The sequence below is a fragment of the Blastococcus saxobsidens genome, assembly GCF_010682065.1.
In the GTDB taxonomy this organism is placed as follows: domain Bacteria; phylum Actinomycetota; class Actinomycetes; order Mycobacteriales; family Geodermatophilaceae; genus Blastococcus; species Blastococcus saxobsidens_B.
Window position 1 is genome coordinate 133,066 of sequence record NZ_JAAGWG010000007.1, and the last position, 18,179, is coordinate 151,244.

At 75.8% G+C, this 18,179-nt stretch carries 15 protein-coding genes; 8 read left to right on the plus strand and 7 right to left on the minus strand.

Going from position 1 to position 18,179, the window contains the following annotated elements; translation table 11 throughout:
- The first annotated feature begins 45 nt into the window (after positions 1–45).
- The 4 genes from GCU60_RS05980 to GCU60_RS05995 all read left to right on the plus strand — a co-directional run bounded on the left by GCU60_RS05980 (position 46) and on the right by GCU60_RS05995 (position 2,570).
- On the plus strand, positions 46–858 hold the full coding sequence (locus tag GCU60_RS05980) for a hypothetical protein (protein WP_163203184.1): 813 nt from the start codon (positions 46–48) through the stop codon (positions 856–858).
- A gap of 180 nt (positions 859–1,038) precedes the next feature.
- Positions 1,039–1,305 (plus strand): mycoredoxin, encoded by a 267-nt coding sequence (locus GCU60_RS05985; RefSeq protein ID WP_163203186.1) that lies wholly within the window; start codon positions 1,039–1,041, stop codon positions 1,303–1,305.
- 135 nt (positions 1,306–1,440) lie between these two features.
- Positions 1,441–1,923: an ANTAR domain-containing protein gene (locus GCU60_RS05990; RefSeq protein ID WP_345770424.1), complete on the plus strand. Its 483-nt coding sequence runs from the start codon at positions 1,441–1,443 to the stop codon at positions 1,921–1,923.
- A gap of 71 nt (positions 1,924–1,994) precedes the next feature.
- A complete protein-coding gene (locus GCU60_RS05995) occupies positions 1,995–2,570 on the plus strand; it encodes a uridine kinase (protein WP_345770425.1) in 576 nt (191 codons plus the stop codon).
- A 37-nt stretch (positions 2,571–2,607) separates the two neighbouring features.
- On the opposite strand, the gene nudC is transcribed toward GCU60_RS05995, so the two are convergent.
- From nudC to GCU60_RS06015, 4 genes are all read right to left on the minus strand, one after another.
- Positions 2,608–3,507, minus strand: a complete 900-nt coding sequence (gene nudC, locus GCU60_RS06000; protein WP_163203188.1) for an NAD(+) diphosphatase — start codon at positions 3,505–3,507, stop codon at positions 2,608–2,610.
- On the minus strand, positions 3,504–4,865 hold the full coding sequence (locus GCU60_RS06005; protein ID WP_163203190.1) for a M16 family metallopeptidase: 1,362 nt from the start codon (positions 4,863–4,865) through the stop codon (positions 3,504–3,506). Before GCU60_RS06005 ends, nudC begins: the two co-directional genes overlap by 4 nt.
- Complete coding sequence (locus tag GCU60_RS06010; RefSeq protein ID WP_163203192.1) at positions 4,862–6,172, minus strand: insulinase family protein; 1,311 nt, start codon at positions 6,170–6,172, stop codon at positions 4,862–4,864. Before GCU60_RS06010 ends, GCU60_RS06005 begins: the two co-directional genes overlap by 4 nt.
- A 260-nt stretch (positions 6,173–6,432) precedes the next feature.
- Entirely contained in the window at positions 6,433–7,329 is an 897-nt protein-coding gene (locus GCU60_RS06015; RefSeq protein WP_163203195.1) for a DUF2510 domain-containing protein, read from the minus strand.
- Positions 7,330–7,379: 50 nt separating this feature from the next.
- On the opposite strand from GCU60_RS06015, the gene GCU60_RS06020 reads away from it, so the two are divergent.
- On the plus strand, positions 7,380–8,153 hold the full coding sequence (locus GCU60_RS06020) for a putative protein N(5)-glutamine methyltransferase (protein WP_163203197.1): 774 nt from the start codon (positions 7,380–7,382) through the stop codon (positions 8,151–8,153).
- A gap of 58 nt (positions 8,154–8,211) precedes the next feature.
- On the opposite strand, the gene GCU60_RS06025 is transcribed toward GCU60_RS06020, so the two are convergent.
- Positions 8,212–9,621, minus strand: a complete 1,410-nt coding sequence (locus GCU60_RS06025; protein WP_163203199.1) for a M20/M25/M40 family metallo-hydrolase — start codon at positions 9,619–9,621, stop codon at positions 8,212–8,214.
- Between the two features lie 56 nt (positions 9,622–9,677).
- Here GCU60_RS06025 and GCU60_RS06030 point away from each other — a divergent pair, with 56 nt between their 5' ends.
- The 3 genes from GCU60_RS06030 to GCU60_RS06040 are packed head-to-tail and all read left to right on the plus strand — an operon-like array spanning position 9,678 to position 11,478.
- On the plus strand, positions 9,678–10,529 hold the full coding sequence (locus GCU60_RS06030; RefSeq protein WP_163203201.1) for an alpha/beta fold hydrolase: 852 nt from the start codon (positions 9,678–9,680) through the stop codon (positions 10,527–10,529).
- Positions 10,526–10,987, plus strand: a complete 462-nt coding sequence (locus GCU60_RS06035) for a hypothetical protein (RefSeq protein ID WP_163203203.1) — start codon at positions 10,526–10,528, stop codon at positions 10,985–10,987. The genes GCU60_RS06030 and GCU60_RS06035 overlap by 4 nt, the downstream gene beginning before the upstream one ends.
- Positions 10,984–11,478 carry a GNAT family N-acetyltransferase gene (locus GCU60_RS06040; protein ID WP_163203205.1) on the plus strand — a complete coding sequence of 165 codons (495 nt, stop codon included), beginning with the start codon at positions 10,984–10,986 and terminating at the stop codon, positions 11,476–11,478. The genes GCU60_RS06035 and GCU60_RS06040 overlap by 4 nt, the downstream gene beginning before the upstream one ends.
- A 43-nt stretch (positions 11,479–11,521) precedes the next feature.
- Here GCU60_RS06040 and GCU60_RS06045 read toward each other — a convergent pair whose 3' ends face one another.
- Together GCU60_RS06045 and GCU60_RS06050 are read right to left on the minus strand one after the other, a co-directional pair.
- Positions 11,522–14,950: an ATP-dependent helicase gene (locus GCU60_RS06045; protein WP_163203207.1), complete on the minus strand. Its 3,429-nt coding sequence runs from the start codon at positions 14,948–14,950 to the stop codon at positions 11,522–11,524.
- On the minus strand, positions 14,947–18,129 hold the full coding sequence (locus GCU60_RS06050) for an ATP-dependent helicase (RefSeq protein WP_345770426.1): 3,183 nt from the start codon (positions 18,127–18,129) through the stop codon (positions 14,947–14,949). The genes GCU60_RS06045 and GCU60_RS06050 overlap by 4 nt, the downstream gene beginning before the upstream one ends.
- Positions 18,130–18,179 lie beyond the last annotated feature (50 nt).

An 18,179-nucleotide genomic window follows, 5' to 3' on the forward strand; every position in this document is an offset into this window, starting at 1 on the left:
AAGCTTCGTCGAGCAGGACGCGCGGGAGCCGGGGGGCACGAGATCGTGGCCGACACCAAGGGGTACGAGAGCACGACCGTCCAGGCGCTTCGCGGCACCGAGGACAGGACCATCGCGAAGATGGAGACGGCCGGCTGGGAGCTGGTCGACCGGGATCGGGGAACGTTCCGCACCACCCTCACCTTCCGGCGTCCACGGCCCAGGAAGAACCTCCCGGCGGTCGCCGGCCTCGGCTTCCTGCTCCTCGTGGCGGTCGGCGGGTCGACCCTCGGCCTGCTCTTCGGCGACGACGCGGACACGACGGCTCCGCCGGCGGACGCCGCCGCGAGTTCTCCTCCCGCCGCCGTCGTGACACCGGCCCCGCCCGCCGCACCCGCCCCCTCCGGGACCACCTGGGAGGAGACGGCGGACGGCGAACTCGCCTTCGGGGAGACGGCTCGCTTCCGCTCCACCGCCGGGAGCAGCGACATCCCGCTGGAGATCACCGTCGGGCCGCCGGTGGTGTTCACCCCCAGCGAGGCGGCCACCGTCTTCGACGCACGAGACGCGTTCGGTGGTCGGCCGGGATCGCTCCACGAGACCACCGTCTCCTTCACCGTCACCATCCGGAACCTGTCGACCGACCAGGCGTTCAGCCCGGACTTCGTGTTCTCGGACGTCGCGGGGACCGGCGCCGACGACCAGGTCTCGAAGGTGCTGGAGGGAGACGTCGTCGGCATGACGGGCTGGCCGCAGGAGATCCCTCCCGGAGCGGCGTTCACCCTCGAGGACGGTTACAGCGTGCAGGACGCCACCGCCATCGAGTACACGCTCGAGATCGACGGCCTCGCCGGTCGGTCCTTCTCCTTCTCCCGCTAGCAGGCCGGGACGGTCCTCGACGGATGCCGGCGTCGAGGACGACGTCCGCCGGGAGGTGCGGTCAGCCGGCACCGACGACGGCGGGAAGCATCCCCGGGCCCGGGGCGTTCTGGATCACTGCAGCACGCCACCCCGTGGCAGGGCTGGACCCACCCGGCACGAACAGGGAGACTCCCCGCGATGACCACGACCCCCGGCGCAGCCGTCACGATGTACACCACCACGTGGTGCGGGTACTGCGTGCGGCTCAAGAAGCTCATGCAGCGCGAGGGCATCGAGTTCGCCGAGGTCGACATCGAGAACGACGCGGCGGCCGCCGACCTGGTCATGCAGGCCAACGGCGGGAACCGCACGGTCCCGACGCTGCTCTTTCCCGACGGCACGGCTCTGACCAACCCGAGCATCGACCAGGTCAAGGCGCAGCTCGCCGTCCAACCGGAGGCGTGAGCACCCGTGGTCCCCGGTCCCCGGCCGTCCGACGAGCGGGACGGGCCAGCGCCCACCGCCGGCCCGGTCCCGGCCGCTGACCGCTCCGCAGGCGTGGCCCTGGCCCGCACGGCACGTGGGTGGGCGGTCGTGCCGGTGTCCGGCTCCCCCGCCGGGGAGCTCGTCGGAGACGTCATCGAGGGGATGACGCTGGCCGATCTGGTGACCGGCGAGCTGGGCGGGATCCCCGAGCCCGACCGCAGCGCGAGGCGGTCGGCCCGAGGGGCGTCGAGCGCCCCGTCGGAGGCCGATCCGGTCGACGTCCGCGTCGCCGCCCTGGAGCGCACGATCGCCCAGCTGGAGCACGCCCTGGCGTCGCGGGTGTCCACGGAGCGGGCGATCGGCGTCCTCGCCGAGCGCAACGGGTCGAGCCTGCGCGCGGCGTTCGAGGACCTGCGCCGGGAGGCCCGCAGGCAGGGACGCCCGGTCGTCGACCTGGCCCGCGAGGTCCTCGACGGCCTCGTCGCCGACGCACCGGCCGCCGTCCCAGCGCCTGACCCCACGGCCGTCCCCGCCACGGTCCTGCGGCCGACGACGGCGCCGCAACACACCGTCGCCACCGCGGACGGCCGGTCCTGACCCGACCGGAACCGCTCTCCCCCGAGGCCCTCGCCGACCGCCTCGCCGCCCTGCTGGCCGACACCGCCCCCGTGCCGGGCGCTGCCGCGCTGCGGGTGGCCGTGGACGGGCCCGAGGTCGCCGCGCCCGAGGAGCTCGCCGAGGCGGTGGCCGCACGGCTGCCGGCCCTCGGTCGGGGTGCGGCCGTCGTCCCGGCCAGCGGCTTCTACCGGCCCGCCTCGTTGCGCCTGGAGCACGGCCGCACCGATCCCGACGCCCGCTACACCGACTGGCTGGACGTCGGCGCGCTCAACCGCGAGGTGCTCGGCCCCCTCGGGCCCGGCGGGACCGGGGAGTACCTGCCCGTGCTGTGGGACCTCGAACGCGACCGTGCGGCCCGGGCGCCCCGCCGGCCGGCGCCACCGGGCGCGGTGGTGCTGGTCCCCGGAGCGCTCCTGCAGGGCGTGGGGCTCGCGCTGGACGTCGTCGTGCACCTGCGGATGAGCCCGGCTGCCCGGCGACGCCGGGCCGCGCCCGAGGACCGCTGGGCGCTGCCCGCCTTCGACCGCTACGACGACGAGGTCGACCCCGCGGCCCTCGCCGACGCCGTCGTGCTCGCCGACCACCCCGACCGGCCGGCGCTGGTGCTCGGCGGCCGCTGGAGGTGAGGTGCTGGAACGGCGAGCCGCAGGGGCCCGCGCCGAGCTAGCGAGGCGTGGGGGGAAGCTCGTCCTTCAACCAGAGGTCGAGGATGTGCCGGGCGATGGAGATCGACGGCGGCACGGCGAGCTGCCCGTCGGACGTGCGCAGCTCGTCGCGGGTGAACCAGCGCGCCTCCTCGATCTCGGTCGGGTCGAGCCGGAGCTCCTGCTCGCCGTCGGCGCGGGCCACGAAGCCGAGCATCAGCGACTGCGGGAACGGCCACGGCTGGCTCGCCACGTAGCGCACGTCGGTCACCCGGAGGCCGACCTCCTCCTCGACCTCGCGGGCGACGGCCGTCTCGGCCGACTCCCCCGGCTCCACGAAGCCGGCGAGGATGGAGAACCGCCCGGGCGGCCAGACCGCCTGGCGCCCGAGGACGACGCGGTCCCCGCCGTCGTGGACCAGCATGATCACCGCCGGGTCGACGCGCGGGAAGAACTCGGTCCCGGTGGACGGGTCGCGCTGGGTCCAGCCGGCGCGCTCCACCGTGGTGGGCTCGCCGGTCAGCGGGCTGAACCGGTTCCGCTCGTGCCACTCGAGGATGGCCACGGCCTGGGCCAGCAGGCCGGCGTCGAGGTCGCCGAGGTCGGCGCCCACGTCCCGCAGGCCCGCCCACAGGTCGACGGCCCGCCCGTTGACGGTCAGCGCACGCTCGCCGCGGACGGCGGCGTACGGCACACCGTCGGCCTCCCCGAGGAACACCGCGCCGGTGGGCAGCTCCGGCCGCTCGTCCCAGACCAGGGTCGGCCCGGACGGGCCCTCCTGCACCGGGACGGTGCGCTGCGCGTCCACCGTGAGCACCCGCACCGGCCGGCCGCGCGCCGGGTCCGGCAGCAACCGGGCCAGGTGCGCCCGGTCGTGCGCGGTGCGCGAGAGCAGCGGCCGGCGCTCGTCGCCGGTCATGCCGGCTCGCCGCTCCGGGTCACGGTGACCGGCGCCAGGGTGCCCAGCTGGTCGGCGACCCGGTCCGCGTCGCCGACGACGACGGTGGTCAGCCGCTCCGGCGCCAGGTAGCGGGCCGCCGCCTCCTGCACCTGGTCGACGGTGACGGCGGCCAGGTCCTCCTGGTGCGTGCGCAACCAGTCGGCCGGCAGGCCGGCACCGAGCAGTGCCGAGACCGTGCTGGCCAGCCCGGCGTGCGTCGCCGTCGACAGCGCCATGCTGCCGAGGACGTACCGGCGGGCGGCGTCCAGCTCGGCGTCGGTGACCGGCGTGAGCGCGATCCGGCCCAGCTCGTACACCGTCTCCAGCAGGGCCGCGCCGGTGACCTCGGTGGCCACGTCGGCCTCCACCAGGAACGACGACGCCGCCCGCTGGTGGTCGATCGCGCTGCGCGGGCTGTAGCTGTAGCCCTTGTGCTCGCGGATGTTCTCCACCAGGCGCGAGGAGAAGTATCCGCCGTAGACCATCGCGGCCAGGCGGGTCGCCGGGAGGTCGGCGTCGATGCGCCGCGGTGCCGGCCCGCCGAGGCGCAGGTTGGACTGCACGGCGCCCGGGCGGTCCACGAGCTCGATGCCCGGCGGGCGCAGCTCGGTGACGGGCGGGGCCTCCACCGCCTTGCCGCTGCCGGGCCAGCCCTCGAGGGCGGCGGCGACGGTGTCGGCTGCGGCGCGGGGGTCGATGTCACCCACGAGCACGAGGATGCTGCCGGCGGGCAGCACCCGCTCCCGGTGCAGCCGCCGCAGGGCCGGAGCGCGCACCGCCGAGACGAGTTCCGCGTCGGGGAGCCCGATGGCGTAGGGGTGCGCGCCGAAGCGCCGGGACGCCAGCGCCGACCGGGCGATGGTGCCCGGCTGGCTGCGCGCGATGGCGATCCGCTCGGCCAGCCGGTCGCGTTCGCCGTCGACCTGCCCGGCCGGGTAGGAGGCGGCGGTGAGCAGCTCGGCGAGGACGCCGAGCACCGGGCCGAGCCCGGTGGGCAGCAACGTCGTGGCGAACATCAGCCGGTCGGCGTCGGTGGCCACGGTCATCTCGGCGCCGTGGATCTGGAGCAGCTGGGCGATGTCGGTCTGGTCGTGCCGCTGGGTCCCGAGCAGCACCGCTCCGGACAGGACGGCGCCACGAGCGGCGTGCACACCGGCGTTGCGGGCGTTGGCCGAGGCGAACGGGACGCGCAACCGCAGTTCCACCAGCGGCACACCCGGCCGCGGGATGACGACCAGCCGCAGCCCGTTGGGCAGCGTCGTCTCCTCGGCCACGGGCACCGGCTGGGGGCGGGGCTCGCCCAGCGGCGGGATCAGGTCGGCGCGGGTGTCGGTCATCGGGCGCCCCCCGCCGGTCGCAGCTCGAGCATGGCGACGGTGCCGGGATCGAGTCCTCGGGCGGCCGCCTGCACCGCCTCGGGGGTCACCGCGGCCAGGCGCGCGGCGAGCTCACCGGCGAGCTCGGCGCGCCCGTGGATCAGCTCCGCGGCCGCGAAGGACAGCGTGCGGCCGAGGATCGAGTCCGCCTGCTGGAGCAGCTGCGCCTCGGTGCGGGCCTGGACGCGGCGCAGCTCCTCGGCGTCGACGCCGTCGGTGGCGATGCGGGCGATCTCCTCGTGCACCGCGGCGGTCACCCGCTCGGCCGGGACCCCGGCCGGGTGGTGGACCTGGGTGGTCAGCAGCGTGGCGTCGCGGACGTCGAACGGGTCGCCGAACATGCCCACGTAGCTGCTCTGCGCGATGGCGATGCGGTCGCCGTGGATGAGCCGGCGCTCCAGCCGTGAGGCGTCGCCCTCGCTGAGGACCTCGGCCAGCAGCACGGAGCCGAGGTAGGTGTCGAAGTCTCCGACCGGGTCGGCCACCCGCCAGCCGAGGGCCAGGGCCGGGGCGGTGGCCAGCGCGTCCTCCACCACGGCGGAGCGGACGGTGGTCGGCGAGGGCTCGCCGGTGGGCGGGAGGGGCGGCACGTCGCGGGCCGGCACCGGGCCGAACCAGCGGCGGACGAGCTTCTCGGTCTCGGCGACGTCGAGGTCCCCGCCGAGGCACAGGACGGCGTTGCCCGGCGCGTAGTAGCGGGAGAAGAAGTCGGTGGCGTCGTCGACGGTGGAGGACTCCAGGTCGACGAACGAGCCGTAGCCGTCGTGGGTGTTGGCGAAGCTGTCGAAGGCGACCTCGGGCAGCTGCAGCCAGGGGAAGGCGCCGTAGGGCCGGTTGAGCACGTTGACCCGGATCTCCTCCTTCACCACGTCGATCTGGTTGCGGAGGTTCTCCTCGGTGATCGCCGGCGCGGCCATGCGATCGGCCTCGAGGAAGAGGGCGCGCTCCAGCGCCTCGGCGGGCAGCGCCTGGAAGTAGTTCGTGTAGTCCTGGTGCGTCGACCCGTTGAAGGTGCCGCCGGCGGCCTGGACCAGGCGGGCGTGCTCCATCTTCGCGACGTTGGCCGAACCCTGGAACATCAGGTGCTCGAAGAGGTGGGCGAAGCCGGTGCGGCCTTCGGGTTCGTTGCGCATCCCGACGTCGTAGTAGACGCTCACCGCCACCACCGGCACGCTGCGGTCGGGGGCGAGGACGACGCGCAGGCCGTTCTCCAGCGTGAACCGTTCGATCGGGTGCCGCAGGGTCAGTTCGGTACCAGCTGCAGTCACGTCCTCGACAGTAGCCGCGGGCGGCCGACCGGTGCCGTGCGGTGCACCCGTCGGGGGTGGCCGCGGGGTGGGTCGGTCGCGGGGCCCGGAGGGTCCCCGACCGGGACACGGGCAGCGGCTCAGCGCAGCAGGGGCACGGCTCCTGGCCGCGGGGTGGGTCGGTCGCGGGGCCCGGAGGGGCCCCGACCGGGACACGGGCAGCGGCTCAGCGCAGCAGGGGCACGGCTCCTGGCCGCGGTGCAGTCCGGAGGACTGCAGTGTCAGAGCACGTCGACGTCGTCGAGGACGCGGTCGATGACGCCGTAGAGCTCCGCGTGCGTGTTGGGGATGGAGACGTAGAGCAGCGCCGGCGCCGGGCGGCCGACGTCGATCAGCAGCAGCGCGGCCCGCTCCCCCGTGGCGTCGTAGCCCGGGATGTCCCAGGTGAGCGTGAACTCGAACAGGTGCGCCTCGTGCCCGTCGACGGTGCGCGGCTCGTCGCGCAGCACCTCGCGCTCGTTGGGCCCGGGGTAGTAGTTGCCGCGCACGCTGTCGGCCAACGTCGTCACCGTCGACTGCAGGCTCGAGGGGCCGGCCCAGCCGTACCCCGGCTCGACGGGGCCGGAGGTGCACTGGCTGATGAAGATGCCGCCGTCGGGGGTGTCCTCCTGCGTCGTGAAGTACTGGCCGGTCGTCTCGGCCGTCTCCAGCTGCAGGCCGAGGTCGAACTCCGACCAGCCCTCGCCGAGGTAGGGGTAGGAGATGCCGGCGACGCGGTCGATGATCCGCACCGTTCCGGACGGGAAGGCCGGCCCCGTCCCCGGCTGCGGTGGCAGCACGGTGGCGGGCGGGGCGGCGGTGCGATCGGGCCGGTCCCCGTCGCGGAGGGCCAGGAGCGTGCCGACGACGGCGCTGACCACGACGACGACCGTGACGAGTGCGATCCACACCGCCGACCGACCGGAGGAGCCGCTCTCCCGCACCGGCGCGGCGTCGGCCGGCTCGGTCGCCCGGGGCGGGGCGCCGGCAGCAGCGGGGGCGCTGCGCACCGCGACCCCGGGGCCGGAGGGCATCATGACGTCGGCCCACGTGCCGCCGTCCCACCAGCGCACCATGCCGGGCGTTCCACCGGGGTCGGGGTACCAGCCCGGCAAAGGGGTCTGCCCGGCTCCGGTCACCCCGCCAGCCTAGGTCGTCGCCTCCCACCGTCACCGTCTCCGGAGGTCCTGTGCAGCACGCGTCCGCGGACGACCGCGTGGTCCGCCGGCTGCGCGCCGCCGGGTGCGTCTTCGCCGAGGACGAGGCCCGGCTGCTCGTCGCCGCCGTGACCGACACCCACGACCTCGACGTGCTCGTGGAGCGCCGGGTCGCCGGCACGCCGCTGGAGGTGCTCCTGGGCTGGGCGGAGTTCTGCGGCCTGCGGATCGCCGTCGCCCCCGGGGTGTTCGTCCCCCGCCGGCGCACCGAGGCCCTGGTGGACGAGGCCGCCTCGCTCGCCCGGCCGGGCGCGGTCGTCGTGGACCTGTGCTGCGGCACCGGCGCGGTGGCGGCGGCCCTGCTCGTGGCCGTCCCCGGCATCGACCTGCACGCCTCCGACGTCGACCCCGCGTCGGTGGCGTGCGCGAGGTCGAACCTGCCCGGCGTCCCGGTTCACGAGGGGGACCTGTTCGGGGCGCTCCCCGGCGCGCTGCGCGGCCGGATCGACGTGCTGACCGCCAATGTGCCCTACGTGCCCCGCGACGCGGTGGCACTGATGCCGCCGGAGGCGCGCGACCACGAACCACGGACGGCGCTCGACGGCGGCCCGGACGGGCTCGCGCTCGCCCGGCGGGTCGTCGCGGGCGCCGCCGAGTGGCTGGGCCCCGGGGGCTCGCTGCTGTTCGAGTGCGGCGTGGGTCAGGTGCCCGCCGCGCTGGAGCTGGTCCCCGCCGCGGGTCTGAGTGCCCGGCTGGTGACCGACGACGACCGGGGCGCGACCGTCGTCGTCGGCACACGGGCCTGAGACGTTCCCGCGGGAACGCCGTCGACCTTCCCGACACCTCGGGCGGGGTGCCCGGCGCCTACCTCGCGCGCCGGGCCGCCAGTTCCCGCCACAGGTGGGCCGAGGCCTCCGCGCCGCGGGAGAGCATCGACAGCAGCACCCGCTCGTTGGGCGAGTGGATGCGGTCGGTGGGCAGCCCGACGCCGAGGAACAGCAGCGGCGCCGCGAGCGCGCCGGCGATCGCCGCCTCGGGTCCGCTGCCGCCCTCGCGGGTGAGCAGCACGTCGGCGGGATCGGTGTCGAAGGCCTGCCCGATGGCCGCCAGGAGCGCGTCCATGTGCGGGGAGTCCAGGTCGCTGGCGCACGGCGCGACGCCGCCGGGCGGGGTGTGCACCTCGGCCTCGATGCCGGCCGGCACGTTCGCCGCCACCCATGACCGCAGCAGCGGTCCGATCTCCTCCGGTCGCTGGTCGGAGACGAGCCGGAAGGTGACCTTGGCGTGCGCCTCGGCCGGGATGATCGTCTTGTGGCCGGGGCCGGTGTAGCCGCCCCACATGCCGTTGACCTCGGCGGTCGGTCGGGCGCCGGTGCGCTCCAGGGTGGTGAAGCCGGCCTCGCCGTAGGTGGCCCGGGAGGCGGCAGGGCCGGCGAGCCACGCCTGCTCGTCGAACGGCACCCGGCCCATCAGCTCGCGCTCGCGCTCCGACAGCGGCCGCACCGCGTCGTAGAAGCCGGGGATCGTGACGCGGCCCCGGTCGTCGTGCAGCTTCGCGATCAGCTCGGCCAGGGCGTGCAGCGGGTTGGGGACGGCGCCGCCGAAGGATCCGGAGTGCAGGTCGACGGCCGGGCCGCGCAGGGTGATCTCGGCGTCGGCCAGCCCGCGCATCGCCGTCACCGCGCTCGGCACGTCCGGTGCGGCCATCCCGGTGTCGCTGACCACGACGACGTCGCAGTCCAGCCGGTCGCGGCGCTCCCGCAGCAGCGCCTCGAAGTGCGGCGAGCCGGACTCCTCCTCGCCCTCCACGAGCAGCTTGACGGTGACCGCCGGGGTGTCGCGGCCGGTGGCGGCGAGGTGGGCCCGCATGCCCAGCAGGTGGACGATCAGCACGCCCTTGTCGTCGCTCGCGCCCCGGCCGTGCAGCTCGGGGCCGGCGGGGCCCTCGACCCGGGTCGGCTCGAACGGCGGGTGCTCCCACAGCTCCAGCGGGTCGACCGGCTGCACGTCGTGGTGGCCGTAGATCAGCGCGACGGGGGCGTCGGGGTCGGCGCTGGGCCACTCCGCGTAGACCGCGGGCGCGCCGGCGGTCGGCCAGATCTCCACGGTCGGGAACCCGGTGCGGGTGAGCGCCTCGACGAGCCAGGCGGCGCTCGCGGCGACGTCGTCGGAGTGCGCCGGGTCGGCCGAGATCGACGGGATCCGCAGCCACGCGTCGAGGTCGGCGTGCAGGTCCTCGATGTGGGCGGTGACGTACTCGCGCTCGCTGGTCACGGGGTGGACGGTAGTGCCGCCAGCGCGGCGCGCCTCGTCCGGATAGCGTCCGGGGCATGCCCGGAGAGCTGCTGCGCACCGATGTCGGCGACCTGACCTTCGACGTGCGGGTCGACGGCCCGGAGGACGGGCGGCCGGTGCTGCTGCTGCACGGGTTCCCCGAGACCTCGGCGTCCTGGGCCGCGGTCACGCCGCTGCTCACCCAGGCCGGCCTGCGCACGTACGCACCCGACCAGCTCGGCTACTCCCCCGGCGCGCGGCCGTCCGACGTGGACGCCTACGCCGCGCAGAACCTGGCGCAGGTGACGGCCGACCTGATGACGGCGCTGGAGATCCCGGTGGCCGACGTCGTGGGTCACGACTGGGGCAGCAACGTCGCGTGGACGCTGGCCGCCTGGCACTCCGACCGGGTGCGCTCGCTGACCGCGGTGTCGGTGCCCCATCCGGCCGCGTACACCGCGGCCTTCCGGGTGGACCCGGAGCAGAAGGAGCGCTCGGCCTACATCCGGCTCTTCTGGCAGCGGGGCAAGGCTGAGGAGGTGCTCCTGGCCGACGACGCGCGGCGGCTGCGCCGGATGCTGCTGGGCACCGAGGGCGAGACCGGGGTGTCGCCGGAGGCCGTCGACGAGTACGTCGCCGTGCTGTCCGCGCCGGGCGCGCTGACCGCGGCCCTCAACTGGTACCGGGCCATGAGCTCCGACGTGCGCGTGGACAAGGTGTCGGTGCCCACCACCTACGTCTGGAGCGACGGCGACGTCGCCATCGGGCGGACCGCCGCGCAGGCGTGCGAGGAGTTCGTGACCGGGGACTACCGCTTCGTCGAGCTGCCCGGCGTCACGCACTGGATCCCCGAGCAGGCGCCGGAGCAGCTCGCCGCCGCGATCCTGGACCGCATCGCGTCGGCGTGACGGCGCCGGTGCGCACGCGGCACCCGCTCGACCGGTTCTGGGTGGTGTGCCTGCTCCTGCTCGTGGTGGTGGCCGTGACCGGGGTCCTGTTCTCCGGACGCGAGCGGCCGTACTGGGGACAACCGCGGACGGAGGTCACGGTCACCGACGTCGTGTACCGGGACGGCCCGCGCGGGCCGGACAGCGGCCGCTGCACCGGGGGCACGTCCGCCTACGAGGTGGTCGGGACGGACGGCCGGGCGGGCACGCTCCACGACTGCGGCACCCACTACTTCGACGGCGACACGATCGAGGTGGTGTGGCACGAGGATGAGGACCTCGCGCTCGACTACGTCGCGGGACCGGGCCTGACGGCCGCCATCCTCGGCGGCCTCTACCTGGGCATGGTCGCGATCACGAGCGTCGTGCTGGTGGTGCAGCGCCGCAGGGAGCGGGCCGCCGGGGCGGGCGTCCCGTGAGCGCGCCGGCGCTCCGGGTGCCGACCGCCGCCGACGCCGATCGGTGGTTCGAGCTGTTCGACGACGTCGAGGTCATGCGCTTCATCGGCTCGGGCGAGGTGCGGGACCGGGAGTACTACACGGGCCTGGTCGCCCGGCAACGGGAGCTGGCCGAAGCCACCGGCCTGTGCCTGTTCAGCGTGCTGGCCGACGGCGAGGTGGCCGGATTCGCCGGGATCCATCCGTGGAGCCACCCCTGGGGTCCGACCGGGTCGCTGGAGGCCGGCTGGCGGCTGGGCCGCCGGTTCTGGGGCCGCGGGTCGGCCACGGCCGCCGCACGAGCGGCGGTGGGGCTGGCCCGCGACCGCGGTGTCCCGCGACTGGTCTCGATGATCGCGGGCGGCAACGACGCCTCGGCCGCGGTGGCCCGGAAGCTCGGCATGGCGCCGGTGCGGTCGCACCGGTCCCCCGAGGGCCTCGACGTGGAGGAGTTCGGACTGACGCTCGACTGATCGACCTGTCGACATCTCGACGAGTCGACCCGCCGTCCGGCAGCTACTCCTCGGGCCCGCTGATCAGTGCCTGCAGACCGGCCTCGTCGAGCAGGTCGACGGGGCGGATCGTCTCCTTGGCGGCGACGTGGTGGAAACCCGCGCTGACCTGCTCCACCGGCACACCGGTGAGCCGCGACCAGCCCAGCCGGTAGGCGGCCAGCTGCACCGCGACCGCGGCCAGCTCAGCGCCCGATGGCGGCGGGCCGGTCTTCCAGTCGATGACCTCGTAGCCGCCGTCCTCCCGCTGGAAGACCGCGTCGATCCGCCCGCGCAGGGTCAGCGGACCGAGCGGGGTCTCGAACGGCACCTCGACCTCGACGGGCTGGCGGTCGGCCCACTCGCTGGCGAGGAACGCCTCCCGCAGCTCGGCGAGCGCGTCGTCGGGGGCGGCCAGCTCGTCGCCGGAGCCGGGCAGCTCGTCGAGGTCGACCAGCCGGGCGGCGCCGAAGCGCTCCTCCAGCCAGGCGTGGAAGGCCGTGCCCCGGCGGGCCTGCGGCGCGGGCGCGGCGGGCATCGGGCGGCGCAGCCGGCGGGCCAGCTCGCCGGGGTCGCGGCGCAACGTGACCAGCGCCGACACCGAGAGGTGGGAGGGCAGCGGGACCTCGACCGTCGGGCTGGCGGCGACGGCGCGTTCGCGGAGCAGCAGGTCGGCGTCCCGCACCCAGGAGGCGACGAGCTCGTCGGGCTCACCGAGCGTGAGGTCGGGGTCCAGCGGGTGCGGCGCGGCGCCCTCGACCAGCTGCGCGGCGGCGGTCAGCGCGCGACGGCGCGGCTCCGAGAGCGGATCGGCCGGCCACTGCCCGACCGGCCACTCCTCCAGCGCCGGGTTGGTCGCGCCGTCCTCGGGCGCCGGCGTCCACTGCACGACCGTGCCGGCGCCGGCCTCGCACGCCTCCTTGGCGGTGTGCAGCAGGGACGAGGGCCCGCACGGCTTGATCCCGTCGCGCCACCAGCTGCCCGAGCACAGCAGCAGCCGCTTGGCGCGGGTGACCGCGACGTACCCGAGCCGGATCTCCTCGTCGCGGCCGAAGTCCTTCCAGTCCTGGACGTACTCCTCCAGCGCGTCCCGGACCACGGCCTGGTCGCCGGAGCCGGGGACGGGGAGCTTCAGGCGGGGCAGCTCCCCGCGGTCGGTGAGCCGCAGCTCGGCCGGGACGGCGCCCGGGTCCTTGATCCAGGAGTCGCTGGCGTTGGACCGTGCGGGGAACTGGTCGACGGTCATGCCCGGCACGGCGACGACGTCCCACTCCAGGCCCTTGGCCGAGTGCCCGGTGAGCAGCTGGACCGCCTCCGGGTTGACCGCCACCTCCCCCGGCTCCAGACCGCGCTCGCGTTCCTCCGCGTCCCGCAGGTAGCCCAGGAACGCCGGGAGGGAGGGCAGCTCGGCCAGCTGGGTGAACTCCGCGGCGACCCCGTGCAGGGCATCCAGGTGCGCCCGCGCGCCGGCCGGGCTCACGCCGGGGGCGCTGGCCAGCTCGGTCTCCAGGCCCAGCGTCCGGGCCACCTCGTTGACCAGGTCCGGCAGCGACTCGCCGATCCGGCCGCGCAGGTGGGCCAGCTCGCCCCCCAGCCGGCGCAGCCGCCGGTAGCCCGTGGGCGAGTACTGCCCGGGGTCACCCAGGTCGTCGATCGCCTCCACGATGCTGCCGCGTTCCTGCGGCGGCTCGGGCGTGCCGGCGGCGGCCTCGTCGCCGTCGGCGGGCCGAGGTGGGCGGCGGGAGTGCACCAGCGCCCGCGCGCGGGCCTCGAGTGCGGCGAGGTCACGCGGGCCGATCCGCCAGCGGGCCCCGGTGAGCAGCCGGCCCATGGCGTCGCCGGCCGTCGGGTCCACCAGCACCGTCAGGGTGGCGACGACGTCGGAGACCTCGGGCACCTCGAGCAGCCCGCCGAGGCCGACCACTTCGACGGGCAGGCCCCGCTCGCGCAGCGCCGCGGCGATGCCGGGCAACTGCTTGCGGGTGCGGACCAGCACCGCCATCGACGGCGGGCGGTGCACCTCGTCGCCCTCCGGACGACCCCGCGACCAGGTGCCGTCCCCCTGCTCGGGTGAGCCGCTGCGTCGTCCCTGCGCGGACCCCTCCGGGGCCCACTCCGGAGGGGCCGCTTCCACGCCCGAGTACCACGCGCGCGCCAGCCGGTCGGCCAGCGCGGCGGTCTCGTCGGCGACGGTCTCGTACAGCCCGACGGTCACCGCACCCCGGCCCGCCGTGGGTGCCGGCGCCAGGTCGGGCAACGGGGAGGCCGGCTCCGGCAGCATCCCGGAGACGGCGTTGGCGACGGCGAGCACCGCCTCGTCGTTGCGCCAGCTGGTGGCCAGCGTCAGCCGCTCCGCCCGCCGGCCGGGCCCGCCGGGGAAGGTGCGGGCGAACCGCTCGATGGTGCCGGCCGAGGCGCCGCGCCAGCCGTAGATCGACTGGCGGGGGTCGCCGACGGCGAGCACCGGGTGGCCGCTGTCGCCGCCGAACAGCGCCTCGAGCATCCGCAGCTGCCCGACGCTGGTGTCCTGGTACTCGTCGAGCAGCACGACCTTCCACCGGGCCCGCTCGCGGCGGCCGACCTCCGCCGACGCGACGGCGATCCGCGCGGCGTAGGACACCTGGTCGGCATAGTCGATGGAGCCCATCGCCCGCTTGCGCGCCTCGAAGGCCTCGACCAGCGGCAGCAGCGCCACCCGGGCGCGCTGCCGGGCGAGCATCTCGGTGACCGCGGCGTAGGGCCCCCTCTTCTTCGGGGCGTCGGGGTAGCCGGCGATCTGCGACTCCAGCCGTGCCGTCCAGGTGCGCAGCGCGGCGGGCGTGACGTCGTGCTCACCCATCTCGGCGGCCAGCGCCAGCACGTCCTCGACGGTGGTGAGCAGGGAGAGCGGCACGTCGGACATGTCGCCGGTCCACGCCGCGACCGCCGTGGTGGCCTGGCCCCAGCACATCGCGGGGCCGAGCACTCCGGCGCCGGGCTCCACGCCGATCCGGAGCCCGTGCTCGGCCACCAGCGCGGCCGCGTAGCCGTGGTAGGTCGACACCGTGGGCTGGGCGATCCCCAGCCGCTCCTTGAGGTCGGCCTCGGTGTCGGGGTGGCGGGCGAGCGCACCGAGCCGCAGCCGGACCCGCTCGTTGAGCTCGCTGGCGGCCTTGCGGGTGAAGGTCAGACCGAGGATCGCCTCGGGCTCGACGATCCGGTTGGCCACCAGGTAGGACACCCGGGCGGCCATCGTCTCGGTCTTGCCCGACCCGGCCCCGGCGACGACGACCAGCGGCCGGTCGGCCGGCGCGGAGACCACGCCGGCCTGCTCGGGCGACGGCGCGTAGCCGAGCCCGCAGCGCGCGGCGACCTCCGCCGGGGTCAGCAGGCGGCGCGGGGCCGGCTCCTCGGCCGGGGTACCGAAGAACAGGTCGTCGAAGGAAAGCTGAGCGTCGTCGTGCCCGCGGCTCATCCGGTCACCTGCCGGCCGCGCTCCTGCAACGGGCAGCTGCGCCGGGCCGGGCACCGGGAGCAGTGGGTGCCGGTGCGGACCTCGAAGGTGCCGCCGCCCATCCCCTCGCCCACCTCCGCCACGAGCTGCCCGGCCCAGGTCTGGTCCAGCGGCACGTCGGCGGGCAGCGGCTCCTGGTGCTGCTCCTTGGCCTTGGCCCCGGTGCCGACCTGCAGCAGCGCGGCGCCACCGGGCACGGTGCCGTGCTCGGCGAACCCGCCGGCGGCGATGGCCACCTGGTAGGCGGCGAGCTGGCCGTGCTCCTCGGTGTTCCTGACCGCGGTCTTGCCGGTCTTGAGGTCGACGACGACCAGGCGGCCCTCGGTGTCGCGCTCCAGCCGGTCGACCTGCCCGCTGATGCGCGCCCGGCCGACGACGACGTCCACCTTCCCTTCGGCCCCGATGAGCTCGCGGCCGTTGGCGGCGTGCCAGCGCAGGAAGCGGTCGAGCATGTCCTGGGCCTGGACGCGCTGGCGCTGGTCGGCCCATCCCGGCCCGAGGTCGAGCTGGTCGAGCTCGGCGTCCAGCACGGCGCGCGCGTCGGGAGCCGGCAGCCCCTCGGCGACCTGCTGGGCGATGGCGTGCACCGCCGTGCCGACGGTGCGGGTCGCGTCCGGGGAGGCCTCCGCGCCGACCGCGCCGAGCACCCAGCGCAGGGGGCACTTCTGGAAGGTCTCGATCGCCGACGGCCGCACCCGCACCGGCTCCTCCTCCGGCACCAGCGGGGCGTCGTCGGACAGCGGCGCCAGACCCCACCAGCGGGCCGGGGCGGCGCCGGGCACCCCGTCGTCGGCCAGCCGGCGCAGCACCGAGGCCGCCGCCGAGCGCCTGGGCGCCGGGGTCTGCGGATCGGTGAGCGCCCGCCGCAGCTCGGCGACGAGAGCGGACAGCGTCAGGGCCCGCGGCAGCTCGGTGAGCGGGCGGCCGTCGGCCGGGGGCGGCTCGACCAGGTCGAGGAAACGGGAGGCGGTCGCCCCGGCGTCGGCGCCGTCCAGCGCACCCTCGACGGCGGTGACCAGCAGCCGGCGCCGCGCCCGGGTGCAGGCGACGTAGAAGAGCCGGCGTTCCTCGGCGAGCGCGAGGGTCCGGCGGTCGGTGCGGGCGCCGTCGATCCCGGCGGCCTTCTCCACCAGGATCTCCGCGCCCAGCAGGGACGCCCGTTCCCGGAGGTCGGGCCAGACGCCCTCCTGCACTCCGGAGACGCAGACCAGCTCCCACTCCAGCCCCTTGGCGGCGTGCGCGGTGAGCAGCCGCACCGTCTCACCGGCGACCGCGCGGGCGGCCCCCGTGTCCCCGGGCAGCTCCTGCGCCGACAGGTGCGCGACGAATGCCCGGACGTCGGCCGAGGGCAGCCGGTCGACGAAGCCGGCGGCGGCGTCGAAGAGCGCGACGACGGCGTCGAGGTCGCGGTCGGCCACCGCCCCCGAGGGACCGCCGGCGGCACTGGCCCGCGCCCACCGCGGCGCCAGCCCGCTGCGCTGCCACATCGCCCACAGCACGTCCTCGGCGGTGCCGTCCTGGGCCAGCGCGAGCCGTCCGGCGTCCATGACCGCCGCCACCCGTGCCGCCGGGCGGGCGATGTGCTCGGGCAGCGCCTCCAGCAGCGCCTCGTCGGCCAGCGCCATCGCCAGCGGGGCGCCCCGCTCGGCAGCGTCGATGCCCTGCTGGGCCAGCGCGATGCGGACCGCGCGACGCAGGCGGCGCAGGTCGAGCACGGTGGCGCCGCCCAGCGGAGAGGCGAGCAGCGCCTCGGCCGCCGGCTCGTCGAGGCCCACCGGCTCGCCGTCCGGGCCGGGCAGCAGCGCCGTCAGCGTGTGCAGGAGTGGGGCCACCGCGGGCTGGGCCGCGAGCGGGAGGTCGTCGGTGGAGACGGTGACCGGCACCCCGGCCGAGGCGAGCGCCCGCCGGAAGGGCCCGAGCACCGTGGCGGTGCGCACGACGACGGCCATCTCCGACCACGGGACGCCGTCGAGCAGGTGCGCCCGCCGGAGCACGTCGGCGACGTAGGCGGCCTCGACCGCGGTGGAGCCGAAGACGTGCACCTGCGCCTCGCCCGGCGGGGTGCCCTCCCCGGCGACCAGGCGGCGGTGCTCCCACGGCCCGGGCAACCCCTCGGCCACCTGTCGGCTGACCCGCAGCAGCTCCTCGCCGGACCGGCGGCAGACCCCGAGCGACAGCCGGGCGGCCGGGCGGCCGTCGGTGTGCCGGAAGCGGTCGGGGAACTCGACGATGCCGCGGGGCTCGGCGCCACGGAAGGCGTAGATCGACTGGTCCGGGTCGCCGACGGCGACCAGGTTGGCCCCGCCGCCGGCGAGCAGCTCCAGCAGTTCGACCTGCGCGGGATCGGTGTCCTGGTACTCGTCGACGAACAGCCAGCGGGCGCGCTCCTGCTCCTGGCGCAGCAGCTCCGGGTCCTCGCTCAGCTCGAGGATGGCCTGGCGGACCAGCTCCGCGGGGTCGTAGCCGGAGGCGTCGCCGCGGGACGCGACCCAGAAGTCGCTGACGTTCTCGTACTGCTGCTGGAAGGCCGCGGCGTGCACCCAGTGCTCGTTTCCGGTCTCCCGCCCCCAGGCGGCCAGCCGCGCCGAGTCCACCCCGCGCTCGGTGGCCCGGAGCAGCAGCTCGCGCAGCTCCGCCCGGAAGCCCTCGGTGGCCAGCGCCGGCGCGAGGTCGTCGGGCCAGCGGACCGTGCCCAGGCCCTCGGCGTCACCACGGAGGAGCTCGGCCACGACGGCGTCCTGCTCGGCGGAGGTGAGCAGCCGCGGCGGCGGGTCCCCGCGGAGCACGGCGGCACGACGGAGGACGCCGTAGGCGTAGGAATGGAAGGTGCGGGCCAGCGGCTCGCGGATGGTGCGGGCGACGCGCGAGGTGATCCGGGTGCGCAGCTCCGCGGCAGCCTTGCGGCTGAACGTCAGGACGAGCATCTGCTCCGGGTCGATCCCGGCGTCGATGCGGCCGGCAACGGCCTCGACGATCGTCGTCGTCTTCCCCGTGCCGGGGCCGGCCAGCACGAGCAGCGGCCCGCCCGGGTGGTCGACGACGGCCTGCTGCGTCGGGTCGAGCACCGGCGCGGTGGTGCGCGGTGGCTCTCCGGGCAGGAGCCGGTAGACCGGACCTGCCTCACCCCCGCGCTGTGCCACTCCTCGATGGAAGCACGGGGATACGACGTTCCTGCGCCCGACGTGACGGG